This is a genomic window from uncultured Clostridium sp. (genome assembly GCF_963515715.1).
Classification (GTDB): Bacteria; Bacillota; Clostridia; order Clostridiales; family Clostridiaceae; genus Clostridium_AW.
On record NZ_CAUPZS010000016.1, the window covers coordinates 59,734 to 78,071 of the forward strand.

14 protein-coding genes are annotated in these 18,338 nt (G+C 31.4%); all 14 read left to right on the top strand.

The features are described 5' to 3' along the window. Window positions 1–19 precede the first annotated feature (19 nt). The 14 genes from RYO54_RS12145 to asrB all read left to right on the top strand — a co-directional run bounded on the left by RYO54_RS12145 (window position 20) and on the right by asrB (window position 18,325). Window positions 20–916, top strand: a complete 897-nt coding sequence (locus RYO54_RS12145) for an OB-fold nucleic acid binding domain-containing protein (protein ID WP_315119099.1) — start codon at window positions 20–22, stop codon at window positions 914–916. A gap of 12 nt (window positions 917–928) precedes the next feature. Beyond that, window positions 929–1,531: a metal-dependent hydrolase gene (locus RYO54_RS12150; RefSeq protein WP_315119024.1), complete on the top strand. Its 603-nt coding sequence runs from the start codon at window positions 929–931 to the stop codon at window positions 1,529–1,531. Window positions 1,532–1,568: 37 nt separating this feature from the next. Continuing rightward, the gene (uvrC, locus tag RYO54_RS12155; RefSeq protein WP_315119028.1) at window positions 1,569–3,434 is read left to right on the top strand and encodes an excinuclease ABC subunit UvrC; all 1,866 of its coding nucleotides are present in this window, start codon (window positions 1,569–1,571) and stop codon (window positions 3,432–3,434) included. Between the two features lie 110 nt (window positions 3,435–3,544). Beyond that, window positions 3,545–4,462 (top strand): UDP-N-acetylmuramate dehydrogenase, encoded by a 918-nt coding sequence (murB, locus tag RYO54_RS12160; protein WP_315119031.1) that lies wholly within the window; start codon window positions 3,545–3,547, stop codon window positions 4,460–4,462. A 141-nt stretch (window positions 4,463–4,603) separates the two neighbouring features. Next, the gene (gene rapZ, locus RYO54_RS12165) at window positions 4,604–5,488 is read left to right on the top strand and encodes an RNase adapter RapZ (RefSeq protein ID WP_315119034.1); all 885 of its coding nucleotides are present in this window, start codon (window positions 4,604–4,606) and stop codon (window positions 5,486–5,488) included. Next, entirely contained in the window at window positions 5,485–6,822 is a 1,338-nt protein-coding gene (locus RYO54_RS12170; RefSeq protein ID WP_315119037.1) for a YvcK family protein, read from the top strand. The genes rapZ and RYO54_RS12170 overlap by 4 nt, the downstream gene beginning before the upstream one ends. Window positions 6,823–6,834: 12 nt before the next feature. Then, window positions 6,835–7,788: a DNA-binding protein WhiA gene (gene whiA / locus RYO54_RS12175; protein ID WP_315119040.1), complete on the top strand. Its 954-nt coding sequence runs from the start codon at window positions 6,835–6,837 to the stop codon at window positions 7,786–7,788. Between the two features lie 9 nt (window positions 7,789–7,797). Then, a complete protein-coding gene (locus tag RYO54_RS12180; protein WP_315119043.1) occupies window positions 7,798–9,126 on the top strand; it encodes a DRTGG domain-containing protein in 1,329 nt (442 codons plus the stop codon). Between the two features lie 19 nt (window positions 9,127–9,145). After that, window positions 9,146–12,643 carry a DNA polymerase III subunit alpha gene (locus RYO54_RS12185; RefSeq protein ID WP_315119045.1) on the top strand — a complete coding sequence of 1,166 codons (3,498 nt, stop codon included), beginning with the start codon at window positions 9,146–9,148 and terminating at the stop codon, window positions 12,641–12,643. Between the two features lie 204 nt (window positions 12,644–12,847). Beyond that, the gene (gene pfkA / locus RYO54_RS12190) at window positions 12,848–13,807 is read left to right on the top strand and encodes a 6-phosphofructokinase (RefSeq protein ID WP_315119048.1); all 960 of its coding nucleotides are present in this window, start codon (window positions 12,848–12,850) and stop codon (window positions 13,805–13,807) included. Between the two features lie 27 nt (window positions 13,808–13,834). Then, complete coding sequence (gene pyk, locus RYO54_RS12195; protein WP_315119050.1) at window positions 13,835–15,592, top strand: pyruvate kinase; 1,758 nt, start codon at window positions 13,835–13,837, stop codon at window positions 15,590–15,592. Beyond that, complete coding sequence (locus tag RYO54_RS12200; RefSeq protein ID WP_315119052.1) at window positions 15,592–16,281, top strand: Crp/Fnr family transcriptional regulator; 690 nt, start codon at window positions 15,592–15,594, stop codon at window positions 16,279–16,281. The genes pyk and RYO54_RS12200 overlap by 1 nt, the downstream gene beginning before the upstream one ends. A gap of 247 nt (window positions 16,282–16,528) precedes the next feature. Continuing rightward, complete coding sequence (asrA, locus tag RYO54_RS12205) at window positions 16,529–17,530, top strand: anaerobic sulfite reductase subunit AsrA (protein ID WP_315119055.1); 1,002 nt, start codon at window positions 16,529–16,531, stop codon at window positions 17,528–17,530. Beyond that, complete coding sequence (asrB, locus tag RYO54_RS12210) at window positions 17,531–18,325, top strand: anaerobic sulfite reductase subunit AsrB (protein ID WP_315119058.1); 795 nt, start codon at window positions 17,531–17,533, stop codon at window positions 18,323–18,325. Window positions 18,326–18,338 lie beyond the last annotated feature (13 nt).

Sequence of the window (18,338 nt, forward strand, 5' to 3'; positions counted from 1 at the left end):
CTAGAAGGTAGGGATTGTGTTGAAAATTAAAGATATAGAAGATTTAAAGAATGGAGAAAAGGTTCAATTTTACGCTCTTTTAAGTGATAAAAGAACTGGGTGGAAAAAGGATGGAAGCCCTTATTTGTTGATAATAATTCAAGACAGTACAGGAACTTTAGCTTTCCCAATATGGGATAATTATGAAAAATACAATTCGCTACTAGAGGTGAATTCTATAATAGAAGTGAAAGGTATTGTAACTAGATATAATGGAAGCATACAAATTAGAAATCCTATAATAGAAGGTACTGATGAAGAAATAGACTATTCAGAGTTTGTACCTGTGTATACTATTCCAGAGGAGCTAATACAATATTTCAATGATGTAATAAGTAATTTGGAAGAGAAATATAAAAAAATAGCCATAGGTGCTACGGGAGCATTTGGGTACAATAAAGAGAGATGGGACGCCTTTTCAAGCTGTGTAGCAGCAGAAAAATTTCATGGAAATAAAAGAGGGGGGCTGTTTCTTCATACTATAGGAGTCATGAAGGCAATAGAGGATATAACAACAAACTATATAACAAATCCATTTTATATGAGTGCTAAAGATGTAATAAGTAAAGATAGATTAATGCTTAAAGCTATAGTGCATGACATTATGAAAACAAAAGAATATGATTATAAAGGTATAATCAGAAGAAAAGAAATGAAATTAGATCATATAGTACTAGGCGCTTCTTACATTAGGGAAATTAATATGGAGATGGGTAATCCTTTAGATGAAGAAGAGTTAGATGATATATGTTATTCAATATTAGCTCACCATGGAGAATTTGGAAATTTTGAACCAAAGGGTATAGAAGATATTTTACTAAATGTAGCGGATATTATAGACAGTCAAGTGGTAAATGCTATAGAAAACAAAATATAGTGGGGAGCTTATATGAAAGGTAAAACCCACATGGGAGTTGGATTATTAGCTGTAGTAGCTTTATATAATAAGCCCCTAATAGAGTCGAATTTATGGGGGTTAGGAATAGTAACATTAGCCTCTCTATTACCAGATATAGATCATCCTAAAAGTGTAATAAACAAATATATACTTCCATTTAAGAATAAAATGGCTAAAGCCACTTTATATATATGCTTAGGTATAGTTATAATGTGGTATAGCTATTTATATCAAGGAGGCTCATTTTTAACCTCTCTTGGAATAATATCCATATTAATCGGACTTTCCTCCCACAGAAATGGATTAACACATAGTTTAACAGGGATGATTATGTTTTCGTTTGTTGCAGCTTATCTAGGGAATATTTATAATATTGATGATGTAATTTATTATTTTATGATTGGATATGGACTACATTTACTTTGTGATATGGGGACAAACAGAGGAATACCTCTTTTCTATCCGTTTAAGACAAAAAATGTAAAGTTCCCATTTACGTTTAAAACTAATTCTAAAGTAGGAAATACAATAGAAGAACTTGTATTAATAATGGGATTAATATATACAGTATTTAAATTACCTAAATTGTTTTAGGCATCTTAAATAGTAGAGATTAGAATGAGGAGAAGCTATGTTTGATTTTGAATATCAATTAAAAGTACTTCCAGATAAACCTGGAGTCTACATAATGAAGAATGCTTTAGGAGAAATAATATATGTAGGTAAGGCAAAAGTTCTAAAGAATAGAGTTAGGCAGTATTTTCAAAATTCAAGGAATCATTCTGAAAAAGTAAAGGCTATGGTAAAAAATATAAGTGAATTTGAGTATATTATAACTGACTCTGAAATAGAAGCATTAATATTAGAGTGCAATCTTATTAAAAAATATAGACCTAGATATAATATACTTTTAAAAGATGATAAAGGATATCCACATATAAAAATAACAGTGAATGAAGATTTTCCGAGAGTTTTTGTTACTAGAGTGGTAGCAAAAGATGGAGGTAAGTATTTCGGACCTTATACTGATGCTACAGCAGTATATGAAACCATAGAGCTTATAAAAAAAATATTTCCTGTTAGGACATGTAAAAAAAACATAAAGGAAGATGGAGTTAAAACAAGACCTTGTTTAAATTATCATATAGGACTCTGTAAAGCTCCTTGTGGCGGAAATATATCAAAAGAAGATTATAATAAAATAATAGAAGATATAATAGATTTATTATCAGGAAAAGATAAGAATATAACTCAAAATATGAAGAAAGAAATGGAGGAAGCGGCTGAAGATTTAGAGTTTGAAAAAGCTGCTTCTCTAAGAGATAAGATATCCTCCGTAGAAAAGATAAGGGAGAAACAAAAAATAATCACTGGAAATTACGAGAATGAAGATTTTATAAATGTTTTTAGTGATGAGAAAGATAGTTGTGTTCAAATATTTTTTTTAAGGGAAGGTAAAATAGTAGGTAGGGAGCACTTCATGCTTGAAAATACGTCAGGTATGGAAAATGGAGAAATCCTTCTAAACTTTGTAAAGAGTTTCTATGGAGGGACTGCTTTTGTACCGAAAAGTATATATATTACGAGTCTAGAAGACAAAGATTTGATTGAAGAATGGCTCACTATTAAAAGAGGTTCTAAAGTTTGGGTTAAAATTCCTCAAAAGGGAGAGAAGAAAAACATATTAGAATTAGTAGGGAAAAATGCTAAATTCACATTAGAACAATTTAAATTAAAAATATTACAAGATAAAGAAATACACCACAATGCATTAAAAGAGTTAAAGGCTTTATTAGAATTAGAGGAAGTACCTATGAGGATAGAAGCCTATGATATATCAAACATACAAGGAGTAGATTCTGTAGGTAGCATGGTGGTATTTGAAAATGGAAAGAGTAAAAATAGTGACTATAGAAGATTTAAAATAAATACTGTTATAGGCCCAAATGACTATGATAGTATGAGAGAAGTGTTGACTCGTAGATTTGAGCATGGTTTAAAGGAAATAAAAGAAATTCAAGAAAGAAACATCGAATTAAGTTCGAGTAAGTTTTGTGTATTCCCAGATTTAATATTGATGGATGGAGGAAAGGGTCAAGTAAACATTGCATTAGAAGTTTTAGAAAAGCTAAACATACAAATACCTGTATGTGGAATGGTAAAAGATGATAATCACAATACTAAAGGTCTAATATATAATAATAATGAGTTTATTTTAAAAGAAGGGTCTAATTTAAAGAAATTAATAGCTAGAATACAAGATGAAGTTCACAGATTCGCTATAACTTATCATAGAACTTTAAGAGATAAAAGAGTTTTAAGATCTATATTAGACGAAATCCCTAATATAGGAGAGAAGAGAAGAAAAGAATTACTTAAGAAATTTGGTGGTGTAGAAAATATAAAAACAGCCAGCTATGATGAACTAGTAAGTACTCCTTCTATAGATAAAAAAGCAGCTCAAAGTATATTGGATTTTTTTAGAAAAGATGGATAACCGCTGAATATATGAGGTAAAAAATGACTAGAATATAAATATTGATAAAGAAATTTTTATACATTATACTTATTAATGATACATAATAATCATTTCAAGGAGATAATAATATGAATCAGTACAAAGATTTTGCAATCCTATTAGAAAAAATCTTAGGAACAGACAATGTTAAAATAGATGAGCCTATGAAAAACCACACATCTTTTAGAATAGGGGGACCAGTAGATATATTAGTCACTCCTGAATCTTACGATCAAGTTAAAGAAGTAATTGAAGTTTGTAAAAAAAGTAACATGCCTCTTTTAATTCTTGGAAATGGATCAAATCTCTTAGTAAGAGACGGAGGAGTAAGGGGCGTAATAATGAAACTCTGTAAGTTAAGCGATATTAAAGTTGAAGGTAATAGAATAATTGCTCAAAGTGGAGCATTACTTTCAAAGGTTTCTAGCATAGCTGCCCAAAATTGTTTAGCTGGATTTGAGTTCGCTAGCGGAATACCTGGAAGTATTGGAGGGGCTCTTACTATGAATGCAGGCGCTTATAATGGAGAAATTTCTCAAGTAATAGAAAGTGCCTATGTAATTGATAATAATGGAGAGTTTAAAAGGTTAGCTAAAGAAGAATTAGAACTAGATTATAGAATGAGTTCTATAATGAAACATGGATATACAGTATTAGAGGCTGTACTAAACTTAAATAATGGAGAAAAAGAGAAAATATACGGAAGAATACAAGACTTATCACAGCGAAGAAGGGAGAAGCAGCCCTTAGAGTATCCTTCAGCAGGAAGTACATTTAAAAGACCACAAGGATATTTTGCTGCAAAATTGATAGAAGATAGTGGACTAAAGGGTGCAAATGTGGGAGATGCTGAAGTATCAAAAAAACACTCGGGTTTCATAATTAATAAAGGAAATGCAACGGCAAAAGATATAATTGAGTTAATAGAAGTGGTTCAAAAAACAGTAAGAGAAAAATATGATATCGACCTTCATACAGAGGTTATGATAGTAGGTGAAGATAACTAAAGGGTAATAAAAGTTAAGGATAAAAGTGAATAGTTTGTCCTTAACTTTTATTTTTAAATTTGTCCTGTTATTAAATATTATGGTATTCTATAATAAAGTAAGTGTTATAGAAATTTGGTGAACTATACAAGGAGGAAGAATATGAGATTTGTCATAGTTACTGGTTTATCAGGCGCAGGAAAAACTCAAGCAATAAGAAGTTTAGAGGACTTAGGTTATTTTTGTGTTGATAATTTACCCCCAACCCTAATTCCTAAGTTTGCTGAAGCTTGTTACCAAACAGATGGAAGAATAAATAAAATTGCTGTAGTTATAGATATCAGAGGGGGAGAATTCTTTGATGATCTATTCGAAAGCTTAAAATATATTAAGGACCAAAACTATAGATATGAAATACTATTTTTAAATGCTTCTGATGAAGTGTTAGTTAAAAGATTTAAAGAATCTAGAAGGAAGCATCCACTAGCTCCAGATGGTAGAATATTAAATGGTATTCTAATGGAGAGGAATAGATTAAGAGAAGTAAAGGATAGAGCAAGCAATATAATTGACACTTCAAATTTTTCAACTATGAAATTAAGAGAAGAAATCACAAAAATATATGGAGAAGAGGGGCAGATGGAAACTCAACTCATAATTACAGTGGTTTCTTTTGGATTCAAATATGGCATACCATTAGATTCAGATTTAGTATTCGATGTAAGATTCCTTCCAAACCCATATTATATTCCTGAGCTAAAGGAATACTCAGGAAATGATGAGCAAGTGAAAAATTATGTAATGGGTTATGATGTAACTATAAAGTTTATAGAAAAGTTAAAGGACATGATGGAATTCTTGATTCCTAATTATGTTAAAGAAGGTAAAAGGCAGCTGATAATATCTATTGGATGTACTGGAGGAAGACATCGTTCTGTAGCTATAGCTAACTCTATTTATGAAATATTAAAAAATAAAAATTACAGAGTTAATAGAGATCATAGGGATATTCAACAAGATATTAGTAGGGATGGTAAAAAGTCATGAAAATAATTGATTGGCTAAGGCCAGGCATTAAAGTTAAGAGATGGATGTTATTTTTATGCACAGGGGTACTTTTTATAGCTTTTGCACTTATTGAATTTGTTAGAAATCGTCTGTATAGCTACTATTATATAGCTTTTTATATATTTTTATTTACAACAGGTATATTTATGATATATATATCTGTCACTCAGGGAATGAAATCTATAATTGCACTTATAAATAAGGGATATCTAAATGTTTCCATAGACTCTAAAAAGCTAGAAACATTAATATACGAAAAAAGACTTTTGGTTAAAGGACCTAAAATAGTAGTTATAGGCGGCGGAACAGGTTTATCTACTATGCTCAGAGGATTAAAGCATTATACTTCCAACATAACAGCTATAGTCACTGTAGCGGATGATGGAGGAGGATCTGGAGATTTAAGAGAAGATTTAGGAATACTTCCACCGGGGGATATTAGAAACTGTATATTGGCGTTATCGGACACAGAACCGTTGATGGAAGAGCTCCTTCAATATAGATTTAAAGATGGTAGATTAAAGAATCAGAGTTTTGGTAATTTATTTTTAGCAGCTATGGACGGTATTTCAAGCAATTTTGAGGAAGCTGTGCAAAAGATGAGTTCAGTATTGGCGGTGACAGGGAAGGTTATTCCTGTTACTTTAGACGATATGGTATTAATGGCGAGACTTCAAAATGGTTCAATTGTAAAAGGAGAATCAAGCATACCAGAGGAGGCTATTAAACAAAATAGTAAAATAGATAGAATTTTTATTGAGCCTCATGACGCTAAAGCATTAAGTGAAGCTGTTAATTCTATCTTAGAGGCGGATGCTATAATATTGGGACCAGGTAGTTTATATACTAGCGTCATTCCAAATTTATTAGTAAAAGAAATAGGTCTTGCACTACACAAAACTGAGGCTTTAAAAATATATGTCTCAAATATTATGACCCAACCAGGTGAGACAGATGGATATACGGTTTCTGACCATATTAAAGCTTTATATAAACATAGTGGTAATGGAATTGTAAATTATGTAGTGGTCAATGAAGGAAAAATTGAAAAAGATATGGAAGGCAAGTACAAAGAAGAAGCTTCTCATATTGTAGAGATAGACGGAGAAAATATAAAAAATCTTAATGTAAGAATAATAGAAGGAGATTTTGTAACTGTTAAAAATGGGCTAATAAGACATAATTCCGAGAAGTTAGCTTCAATATTAATAGAAACAATAATGGAAAAGAAATTACTTTTTGATAGGAAAAAAATAATTGAGTACTTCTATTTATCAGAAAGATTAAAAGATAGGAATAAAAAAAATAAATAGGGAGAAAAAGACATGTCATTTTCAGCTAAAGTTAAGAATGAAGTTTGTAGATATACTAATCTCACAAGAGAGGAAGCATTAGCGCAACTATCAGCAATCATGAGAGTAAGCGGTACTTTGATTTTTAGTGGGAACAAACAGTTAGGATTTAAAATAACCACAGAAAACCCAGCTATTGCTAGGCTGGTATTTAAAATATTAAAAGAATATTTTAATATTCACACTAAGATAATGGTGAAAAGAAGTAACTCCTTTAAGAAAAATAATGTGTATATTATCGTTATTGGAGAGGACATAGATGTAAAAGGATTTTTAAAAGAGACAGAGGTGCTAAAAGGAGAAGAAGGAATATTAGTATTAAATTATGATATTTCAAGCAACATGATAAAAGATGATAAAACTCGTAGGGCCTATATAAGAGGAGCTTTTCTAGGGGGAGGGAGCATAAGTAACCCTGAGAAGACGTACCATTTAGAGTTCGTCACTAATAATAATAATTATGCTGAGAATTTAAGTAAAGTTATAAATACTTATGGGTTAAATGCTAAGGTTATACAAAGAAAAAATAGTTATATAGTATATTTAAAAGAGGGGGAGCAGATTATAGATTTGTTGAATATAATAGGTGCCCACTCATCTCTTTTAGAATTAGAGAATGTAAGAATTATGAAAGAAATGAGAAATAACGTAAATAGATTAGTAAATTGTGAAACAGCAAATTTAAGTAAGACTGTAAATGCAGCAGTAAGGCAAGCAGAAAGCATAAAGCTTATAAAACAAGAAATAGGTCTTAAACGTCTTCCTCAAAACTTAAGGGAGATTGCAGAATTGAGATTAAAGTTCCCTGATGAGTCTTTAAAAGAATTAGGGGAAATGCTTAATCCTCCTGTTGGAAAATCAGGCGTAAATCACAGACTTAGAAAAATTGAAAAGATTGCAGAGGAACTGAGAAAGGAAGGAAGGTAAAAATGGCTTATGTCTAAGCATGAAGAGGTTATAAGATATATTAGCAGTTTATCCGTTGGATCAAAAATATCTGTAAGAACTATAGCTAGCCTGTTAAACATCAGTGAAGGAACTGCGTATAGGGCAATAAAAGAATGTGAGGAAAGAGGCATAGTAACTACAATACCAAGGATAGGTACTATAAGAATAGAAAAAGTAGAAAAAAGGAATAAAGAGGTATTAACTTTTGGTGAAATAGTTGGGATTGTAGATGGAAATATTGCTGCAGGTAAAGGCGGAATATATAAAAAATTAGAACATTTTATAATAGGAGCAATGACTCCTGAAGCCATTGAAGAATATATTACCCCAGGTTCTCTCTTCATAGTTGGCAACAGAGAAGAAGTGCAAGAATTAGCCTTAGTAAATGATTGTGGAATAATAATAACCGGCGGATTTAAATGTAGCGAAAAGATAAAGAGGCTAGCAGATTATAATGAAATGCCTGTAATCTGCACTCTATATGATACTTTCACTGTAGCTAGCATGATAAATAGGGCTATATGGGAAAACACTGTTAAGAAAGAAATAATACTCATAGAGGACATAATGGATTATAACCCACCATATTTGAAAGTGGATGATAATGTGTCTTCTTGGAGAAAGTTAATAGAAGATGCCTCACAGGTGGAATTTCCAGTAGTTAATGATGAGATGAGGTTTATGGGATTAGTTACCCTAAGGGAATTAAAATCTAATTTGAGTGAAGATATGCAGATTGAAAAATTGATGATAAAAAATGTAACTACTTTGGAGCCTACAACCACTGTAGCCTATGCTGCTCATGTAATTGAAGGGGAAGGAACTCAGTTTTGTCCCGTTGTAGATAACAAAAGATTTGTTGGCAGTGTTAAAAGAGGAGATATAATTAAAGCATTAAAACATGCAGCAAGGCAACCGAAGATAGAGGAAAATATAGAAAATATAGTATTAAAGAAGTTTAAGTATGCATGGGAAGGAGAACAAATGCACTTTTGTGGAAGAGTTACTTCTGAAATGCTAGATCCTATAGGTACCGCTTCATGGAGTGCTTTAAATATGCTAATTTCTACCATGGCGTTGATTTGTCTAAATGAAGATGATAGTATTAGTTTATTTGTGGATAATATATCTACATATTTTATGAAACCTGTTCAGATAGATACAAACATAGATGCATATGTAAATATAATTGATAGAGGAAAAACCTTTTGCAAGGTTATGGGAAGAAGCTTTTGTAAAGTAGAGATAGCCATGTATGATGGTAAAAAAGATTTAATAGCTAAATCCTTTGTCTCTGCACAGGTTACGAGAAAATGATAGTGAGAGGAAGGTGCGTATGAATAATAATTCTGCTGTAAAGTGGGTTAGTTTACATCAACATACGGAGTATTCTCTACTTGACTCTTCGGCTAAAATCAAGGAATTAGTAAAAAGAGCTAAAGAATTAGGAATGGATAGCTTAGCTATAACAGACCATGGAGTTTTATATGGATGTGTAGAATTCTATAAGGCTGCAATGAAAGAGGGAATTAAACCCATAATAGGTTGTGAGATATATGTTGTACCTAAATCTATGGATATAAAAGTAAATGATAGGGATAATGGAATATATCATTTGGTTTTGCTTGTTAAAAATGAAACAGGATATGAAAATTTAATGAAGATAGCAAGCAAAGCTTCTATTGATGGATTTTATTATAAGCCAAGGGTAGACCACCATTACTTGAAGGAACATAGTGAGGGATTAATAGCTTTAAGTGCATGTCTTGGTGGAGAAATACAAAGTTATATACTAGAAGGTAGGATAAATAAAGCTGAGGAAACAGCGTTAATTTATAAGGATATATTTAAAGAAGGATTTTATTTAGAACTTCAATATCATGGTCAAAAGGATCAGTTAAAGGTTAATAATGAATTAATCAATATGTCTAAGAGACTAAACATTCCTTTGGTTGCAACTAATGATGTTCATTATATCTACAAGGAAGATTATAAACCGCATGATGTATTATTATGTATACAGACAAATAAAACTGTGGATGAAGAGGAGAGGATGAGATACCCTTCTGATGAATTTTATCTGAAATCTCCAGAAGAGATGTACAAACTATTCTCCCATGTGCCAGAGGCACTTGAAAACACGGTAAAAATAGCAGAACAGTGCAATTTTAATTATCAATTTGGTGAATCTAAATTACCTGTATTCCCCCTTCCTGATGGAGTTAAGCATAGTGAGTATTTAAAGGAAATATGCTACAAGGGATTAAGAGAAAGATATGAAGAAATAACAAAAGACATAGAAGAAAGATTACTTTATGAATTGAAGATTATAGAGGATATGGGGTATATAGACTATTTTCTAATAGTGTGGGATTTTATAAGATTTGCTAGAGAAAAAGGAATAATGACCGGGCCAGGAAGAGGAAGTGGAGCGGGATCAATGGTGGCCTACACCCTAGGTATCACTAAAATAGATCCTATAAAATATGGTCTTTTATTTGAAAGATTTTTAAATCCTGAAAGAGTATCTATGCCTGATATTGATAGCGATTTTTGTTATGAAAGACGTGGAGAAGTTATCGACTATGTAGTTAGTAAGTATGGTGCTGACAATGTATCACAGATAATAACTTTTGGTACAATGGCAGCTAGGGCATGTATTAGGGACGTAGGGAGAGCTATGAATTATTCCTATGCAGAAGTAGATAAGATAGCTAAAATGATACCTAGTGTTTTAAATATTACAATAGATAAGGCTCTTGAATTAAACGTAGAATTAAAAGAAATATATGAAGAAGATCAACGAATTAAAGAATTAATTGATATAGCTAAAAAGTTAGAAGGATTACCTAGGCATACCTCAACCCATGCAGCAGGGGTTGTTATAGCATCAAAGCCTTTAGTTCAATATGTACCATTACAAAAGAATGAAGGTTCTATAGTAGCTCAATTTACTATGGGTACGTTAGAAGAATTAGGATTACTTAAAATGGACTTCTTAGGATTAAGAACACTTACAGTAATAAGAGATGCAGTTGAGATGATAAAGGAAAATAGAGGTATTTCTATAGATTTAGATAAAGTAGGATTTGAAGATAAAGAAGTTTATAAAATGATAAGTGAAGGTAAAACTGTAGGCGTATTTCAATTAGAATCACCAGGTATGACAAGTTTCATGAAGGACTTAAAACCAGATTCTCTCGAGGATATTATTGCGGGAATAAGTCTTTATAGACCAGGACCTATGGCAGAAATACCAAAATATATTTCAAATAAAAAAAATCCAGATAAAATAGAATATCTAACAGAAGGGTTACATGATATACTTTCAGTTACTTATGGGTGTATGGTTTACCAAGAACAGGTAATGGAGATTGTTAGAAAATTAGCTGGTTATTCCATAGGGAGAAGTGACCTTGTAAGAAGAGCTATGTCAAAAAAGAAGCATGACGTAATGGAGGAAGAGAGAAAAAATTTCGTCTATGGAGTTATAGATAAAGAGGGTAATGTAGAGGTTTCTGGATGTGTAAGAAATGGTATAGATGAGAAGATAGGAAATAAGATATTTGACTCCATGATGGATTTTGCCTCCTATGCATATAATAAATCTCACGCCGCTGCCTATGCAGTAGTTGCTTATCATACAGGATACTTAATGAGATATTATCCTGTTGAATTTACTGCAGCAATGCTAAACAGTGTAATGGGAAATAATGAGAAAGTGTCTTACTATGTAAGATTTGCAAAAGAAAGAGGTATTGAGGTGTTAGCACCAGATATCAATGAAAGTTATAGCAAGTTTACGGTGGATGGAAGCAAAATAAGATTTGGGTTAGCTGCTGTAAAAAATTCTGGAATTAATGTAATTGAGAGCATAGTAAAATCTAGAGAAGATAAAGGTAAGTTTAAAGATCTTTTAGATTTTTGTAATAAAGCAGATTTAAACTTTGTAAATAAAAGAGCTTTAGAGAGTTTAATCAAAGCTGGAGCTTTTGATAACTTTGATTCTTATAGATCACAAATGATAGCAGTGTATGAGAAAATATTAGAAGGCACTAACAATGACAGGAAGAAAAATATAAATGGTCAAATAGATTTATTTTCACAGTTTAAGGATACACCTATGGAAATACAATATCCAAATATCAATGAGTTCCCTAAAAAGTACCTCTTAGCTATGGAAAAGGAGATGACTGGGTTATATATATCTGGTCATCCGCTAGAAGAATTCAATGAAATACTAAACCAGAGATATATAACAAAAATATCTGATATTGTAAGCTCGGAAGGGTTAGAAGAAGAACTAATTGAGATTGAAAAAAAGGTTTTTGACAATCAGGCGGTAAGAATTGGAGGAATAGTTACCCATATAAGCAAGAAGATAACTAGAAGTAATGAGATGATGGCATTTTTAGAGATGGAAGACCTTTATGGAGCTATTGAGGTAATAGTATTTCCTAAAATATTAGAAAAAAATAAAGATATAATAAAGGAAGATTCTACAATACTAATCAAAGGTAGAATAAGTATGAGAGAAAGCGAACAGCCTAAAATCATATGTGAGGAAGCTGAACTTTTATCTAAGGAAAATATAGATGATAAAACATATGAAAAAGTATATATAAGAATAGCAAAAGAAGAAAAGTTAGGAGAAACTTTAGAATTGATAAAATCTATGTGCACTCAATATAGAGGTAATGTACCTGTCTATATTTACATAGAAGAAAATAAAAAGAAATATCAATTAAATAAAGAGTTATGTATAAATTGTGGTGAAGACATAATTAGATTAATAAAATTTAATTTTGGGGCAGAAAATGTAAAATTTATTTAGTTGAATATTAAATAAAAAAATAAACAAAATACTATAAGGAGAATAATTATTTCCTATATATTTTGTTTATTTTTTATTATCATAATATATCATTGCATATTTTACATACTTTTATTAAAATTAGTAGTATACAGATATTTATATCTTTGTAAAAGATGTGGGACAAAAAATGTCCATGCGGTCAAAATGAGGAGGAGGTATAATATGAAGAAAATTGGAGTTTTAACCAGTGGTGGCGATGCTCCAGGTATGAATGCAGCCATAAGAGCGGTAGTTAGGACAGGTTTGGATAAAGATTTAGATGTAATGGGAATACAAAGAGGATTTAGTGGACTCATAAATGGTGAAGTATTTCAAATGGAAAGAAGAAGTGTAGCTGATATTATTCAAAGGGGCGGCACAATATTGAGAACTGCTAGAAGTGAAGAATTCAAAACTGAGGCGGGACAGAAAAAGGCTGCCAATATTTTATCAGCTTTTGGTATAGATGGACTGGTTGTAATAGGGGGAGATGGTTCCTTTCATGGAGCTCAAGCACTAGCTAAATATGGAATAAAAACAGTTGGTATACCAGGGACAATAGATAATGACTTAGCATACACAGAATACACCATAGGTTTTGATACTGCAGTAAATACTGTATTGGACGCCATAAATAAATTAAGAGATACATCAACCTCTCATGAAAGGGTTAGTATTGTAGAAGTTATGGGGAGAAACTGTGGAGATATAGCTTTATATGCAGGATTGGCTGGTGGAGCTGAGAGTATAATAGTACCAGAAAAAGGGTATGATGTAAATGCGCTCTGTAGAACAATTTTAGAAGGAAAATTAAGAGGGAAAATGCATAATTTAATTATAGTTGCTGAAGGTGTTGGTGGAGCAAATGAAATAGCTAAAAAAGTTGAAGAAGTTACAGGAATTGGTGCCAGAGCAACGATATTAGGACATATTCAAAGGGGAGGAAGTCCTACAGCAAATGACAGAATTTTAGCTTCTAGATTAGGATATAGAGCTGTAGAGCTATTGTTAGAAGGCAAGACTTCTACAGTAGTAGGAGTTAAAGGGGGAAAAGTAATAGATATGGATATAAATGAAGCTTTAACTATAAAATCAAATTTTAATGAAGACTTGTATATGATGGGAGAATCATTATCTTATTAATAAGTATAAAATTTTGGAGGTTTTATTATGCAAAAAACAAAGATGGTCTTTACTATAGGTCCTTCAAGTGAAAAAGAAGATGTTTTAGGCGAGTTAATTAAAGCTGGAATGAATGTAGCTAGATTAAACTTTTCTCATGGATCCCATGAGGAACATAAAAAAAGGATAGATTTAATAAAAGAATTAAGTAATAAATTTAATAAACATATTGCAATTATATTAGATACTAAAGGACCAGAAATAAGAACTGGAAACTTTAAAGATGAAAAGGTTGAATTAATTGAAGGAAATAAGTTTACTATTTACTGTGGAGAAGAAGTTTTAGGTGATGAAAGTAAATGTTCTATAACCTATGATAGTTTACACGAAGATGTACAATCAGGAGATATGATATTAATAGATGATGGATTGGTAGGACTGGAAGTAGAAAATATAGAAGATAATAAAATTCACTGCGTAGTAAAAAATAATGGATTTATATCAAATCATAAAGGGGTAAATGTTCCTGGAGTTGCTACATCATTGCCATCCTTGACAGAAAAAGATAAAGAGGATTTAAAATTTGGATGTAAAAATGAAGTAGATATAATTGCAGCTTCATTTATAAGAAGAGCTTCAGACGTTTTAGCCATAAGAAAAATAATTGAAGAGAATAATGGGAAAGACATTCAGATATGCTCAAAAATAGAAAACCACCAAGGTGTTGAAAATATAGACGAAATAATACAATTTTCTGATGCAATAATGGTAGCTAGAGGAGATATGGGAGTAGAAATTCCAATTGAGCAAGTTCCAATTGTTCAAAAGATGATAATTGAAAAATGTAATAAAGCAGGAAAACCAGTAATTACTGCAACACAAATGCTTGATTCTATGATAAGAAACCCAAGACCAACTAGGGCGGAAGCTTCAGACATAGCTAATGCTATATTTGATGGTACAGATGCCATAATGCTTAGCGGAGAAACCGCTGGAGGAAAATATCCAATAGAGGCTGCTAATACAATGGCGAAAATAGCTAAAACAGCAGAAGAAAGAATAGATTATGAGTCTTTATTATCTAGAAAAAGAGAGGCTCATGTACTAAATGTAGCGAATGCTATAAGTATAGCTACATGCACTACTGCAGCTGAGTTAAATGCATCAGCCATAATAACAGCTACCCAAAGCGGATATACAGCTAGAATGGTATCGAAATATAGACCAGCGTGTCCTATAATTGCAGTTACTCCAAATGCTAGTGTAGCTAAAAAGCTGGCATTGAATTGGGGAGTATTCCCGATACTTACTGAACAGTTTAGTTCTACTGACGAACTTATAGAAAAATCCGTAGAAATATCATTAAAATCAGAGTATGTAAATAAAGGAGATTTAGTTGTAATAGCAGCAGGTATTCCAGCAAGCTACTCCGGAACTACAAATATGTTAAAAGTTCATGTAGTAGGAGATATTTTAGTTCAGGGTAGAGGTACTGGAGTTAAACATGGAGCAGGAACAGTAAAATTAGTTAGTAATTATGCTGAGGCTAAAGATTCAATAGAAAAAGGGGATATATTAGTAATTAAGGATTCAGATATAGAATATGTATCAGTATTAGATAGAGTTGGAGGAGTTATATCTGAAACAGGAGGGCTCACTTCACACTTGGCCATAGAATGTATCACTCGTGAGATACCTTTTATATGCAGTGCAGGTGGAGCGATGAAAATATTAAAGAGTGGATCCTATGTAACTATGGATGTGAGAAGAGGAATTGTTTATAACGGCAAGGTATCCATATCCTAATGTATGATTGTAATAAAAAGAATATTTTGAGTATACCATTGTTTGATAATTTACATGATAAGCATATTGATAAACTAGCCATTCCATCCAAACTAATAGAATTAAAAAAAGGGAAAATGTTATTTAGTGAAAGAGATGTAATCAATAATATCTATATAATAGTAAATGGAAAAGTAACTCTCTATAGATTAACAGAAACAGGACAGAAAAGAATAATATACATTCTAGATAAGAGTGAAATAATAAATGAGGTTATATTTGATGATTTACCTGCATCTATAAGTTGCGATGCCTTTGAAGACAGTACTATATTATCTCTTAATAAAAATGATTTAATTGAAGTTATGGAAGAGGATTTTGAACTTACTAAAAAAATAATGTACTCTATGGGTAAAAAAATAAGAAGATTATATAGACAACTGAAAAACACGGTACCAATAAAAATAGATAAAAAACTTGCCGCCAAGCTTTGGAAATTAAGCAGAGATTACGGAGTAGAAGTAGACGGAGGAACTTTAATTAATTTAGATATTAGTATAACCTATCTGGCAGATATGCTAGGAAATACAAGGGAAGCTGTATCTAGATGTATAAACAACTTCGAGAAGGATGGTCTTGTAGAATTTAAAGAGAGAAAAATTATTATAAAAGATAGAGAAAGTCTTTCAACATATTTTAGAGGAATGTGATATAGGTCACATTCCTTTTTTTCTATCTATGATATCTTGATATTGTAGAATTCTAATTATGACATTAAGAGAGAGTGTGGAATATTTAGTTAAGAAATTAACAAACTAGCATTTCTTTTAGAGAAAAAACTAGGATTATTAAATAATATGATATCTGTAACTCTAGGAAATATTCTTGGAGGAGATATAGGAATAGATTGGACATATTGGTATATATTTAAAAAGAGAAATTAAAGGGGGAACAAAATTGGGATTTTCACTATCGACAGAAAAATTCAATAATATAATGAAGGAATTAGAGAGTAATTATAAAATATATGCACCAAAGCTTTTGAAGAATAAGGGTACTTTTTCAGATACAGACATGGTAAGGTATGGAGAAATAAGTAAAATAGAGGAGATAGAATTTAATAAAAAATCCTTATTTTCTCCAAAAGAAGTAATACTTCCAATAACTCAAACTTTATTTTATTTCACAGAAGATGAGGTTATGGAACCTAAAACAGAAGAAAAAGATATACTTATCTTTTTAAGAAGTTGTGATATACATGCTACAAAGAGACTAGATCAGATTTATTTAAAAAATGGTGTTAAAGATCCATATTATAAAAAATTAAGAGAAAGAGTAAAGTTTATTTTGATGGAATGTGAAAATAGCTTTGAAAACTGTTTTTGTGTAAGCATGGGCTCAAATAAAACTGAAGATTATTCAATGTTTATAAAAAGACGAGAGGATAAAGTTTTTGTAGAATGCAAAGATGAAGAGTTTTCTCAAATATTTGAAGGATTAGAGGAAGAAATAGCAGTACCTAAATTTATAGAGAAGAATGAAGTAGAAGTAAAAATTCCCAAAGGATTAAATATAGAAATATTTAAATCAAATATATGGGAAGAATATTCGTCAAGATGCATTGCTTGCGGAAGATGTAATACCGTATGTGGTACATGTGCATGTTTTACAACGCAAGATATATTCTACAAGGATAATAGTAATGTAGGAGAAAGAAGAAGGGTATGGGCATCTTGTCAAGTGGATGGCTTTACTAAAATGGCAGGAGGACATGAATTTAGAAAAGACAAGGGAGATAAAATGAGATTTAAGGTGATGCATAAAGTATATGATTTTAATAAAAGATTTGGATACCATATGTGCGTAGGATGTGGTAGATGTGACGATGCATGTCCAGAGTATATCTCATTTTCACATTGTGCAAATAAATTAAATGACGTAGTTAAGGAGGGAAAATAATTGGAGAAAAATGTGTATTTACCATTTAAGTCAAAAATATTGAGCATAAAACCTCATACTGATATAGATTATACTTTTAGAATGGAATACAAGGGAGAGGTAAAACCAGGACAGTTTTTTGAAGTATCTATTCCAAAGTATGGTGAGGCTCCTATTTCTGTTTGTGAAATTGGGGAAGATTATGTGGATTTAACCATAAGAAGAGTAGGTAAGGTAACGGATGTTATACACACTTTTTTTCCAGGACAACATCTTTTTATGAGAGGTCCTTATGGTAATGGATTTAATATAGATTTATACAAAGGAAAAGAAGTAGTTGTAGCAGCGGGAGGAACGGGTCTTGCTCCTGTGAAGGGTGTAGTAGATTATTTTTCAAAATATGTGGATGAAGTGGAAGGCTTTACTTTGATCTGTGGATTTAAATCTCCAGAAGATATGTTGTTTAAAGATGATTTTAAAAAGTGGAATGAAAATATAAAGACCATAATCACAGTAGATAAAGCTCATGAAGGATATGAAGGTAATGTAGGTCTTATAACAAATTATGTAGGAAATATAGATATAAAAAATACAAAAGAAGCTAATGTAATAATTGTAGGGCCTCCTATTATGATGAAGTTTACAGTAGGAGAATTTATAAAAAGAGGAATAAAAGAAGAAAATATATGGGTTTCCTATGAAAGAAAGATGTGTTGCGGTGTAGGTAAATGTGGACATTGTAAAATAGATGATACTTATATTTGCCTTGATGGACCTGTGTTTAACTATAATAAAGCTAAAGAGCTTATAGATTAGGAGGTGGATAGAA

Excerpts from the sequence above, each read along its gene's own strand:
- RYO54_RS12150 (WP_315119024.1), top strand. The coding sequence starts at position 929 with ATGAAAGGTAAAACCCACATGGGAGTTGGATTATTAGCTGTAGTAGCT.
- uvrC (WP_315119028.1), top strand. The coding sequence starts at position 1,569 with ATGTTTGATTTTGAATATCAATTAAAAGTACTTCCAGATAAACCTGGA.
- murB (WP_315119031.1), top strand. The coding sequence starts at position 3,545 with ATGAATCAGTACAAAGATTTTGCAATCCTATTAGAAAAAATCTTAGGA.
- rapZ (WP_315119034.1), top strand. The coding sequence starts at position 4,604 with ATGAGATTTGTCATAGTTACTGGTTTATCAGGCGCAGGAAAAACTCAA.
- RYO54_RS12170 (WP_315119037.1), top strand. The coding sequence starts at position 5,485 with ATGAAAATAATTGATTGGCTAAGGCCAGGCATTAAAGTTAAGAGATGG.
- whiA (WP_315119040.1), top strand. The coding sequence starts at position 6,835 with ATGTCATTTTCAGCTAAAGTTAAGAATGAAGTTTGTAGATATACTAAT.
- RYO54_RS12180 (WP_315119043.1), top strand. The coding sequence starts at position 7,798 with ATGTCTAAGCATGAAGAGGTTATAAGATATATTAGCAGTTTATCCGTT.
- RYO54_RS12185 (WP_315119045.1), top strand. The coding sequence starts at position 9,146 with ATGAATAATAATTCTGCTGTAAAGTGGGTTAGTTTACATCAACATACG.
- pfkA (WP_315119048.1), top strand. The coding sequence starts at position 12,848 with ATGAAGAAAATTGGAGTTTTAACCAGTGGTGGCGATGCTCCAGGTATG.
- pyk (WP_315119050.1), top strand. The coding sequence starts at position 13,835 with ATGCAAAAAACAAAGATGGTCTTTACTATAGGTCCTTCAAGTGAAAAA.
- RYO54_RS12200 (WP_315119052.1), top strand. The coding sequence starts at position 15,592 with ATGTATGATTGTAATAAAAAGAATATTTTGAGTATACCATTGTTTGAT.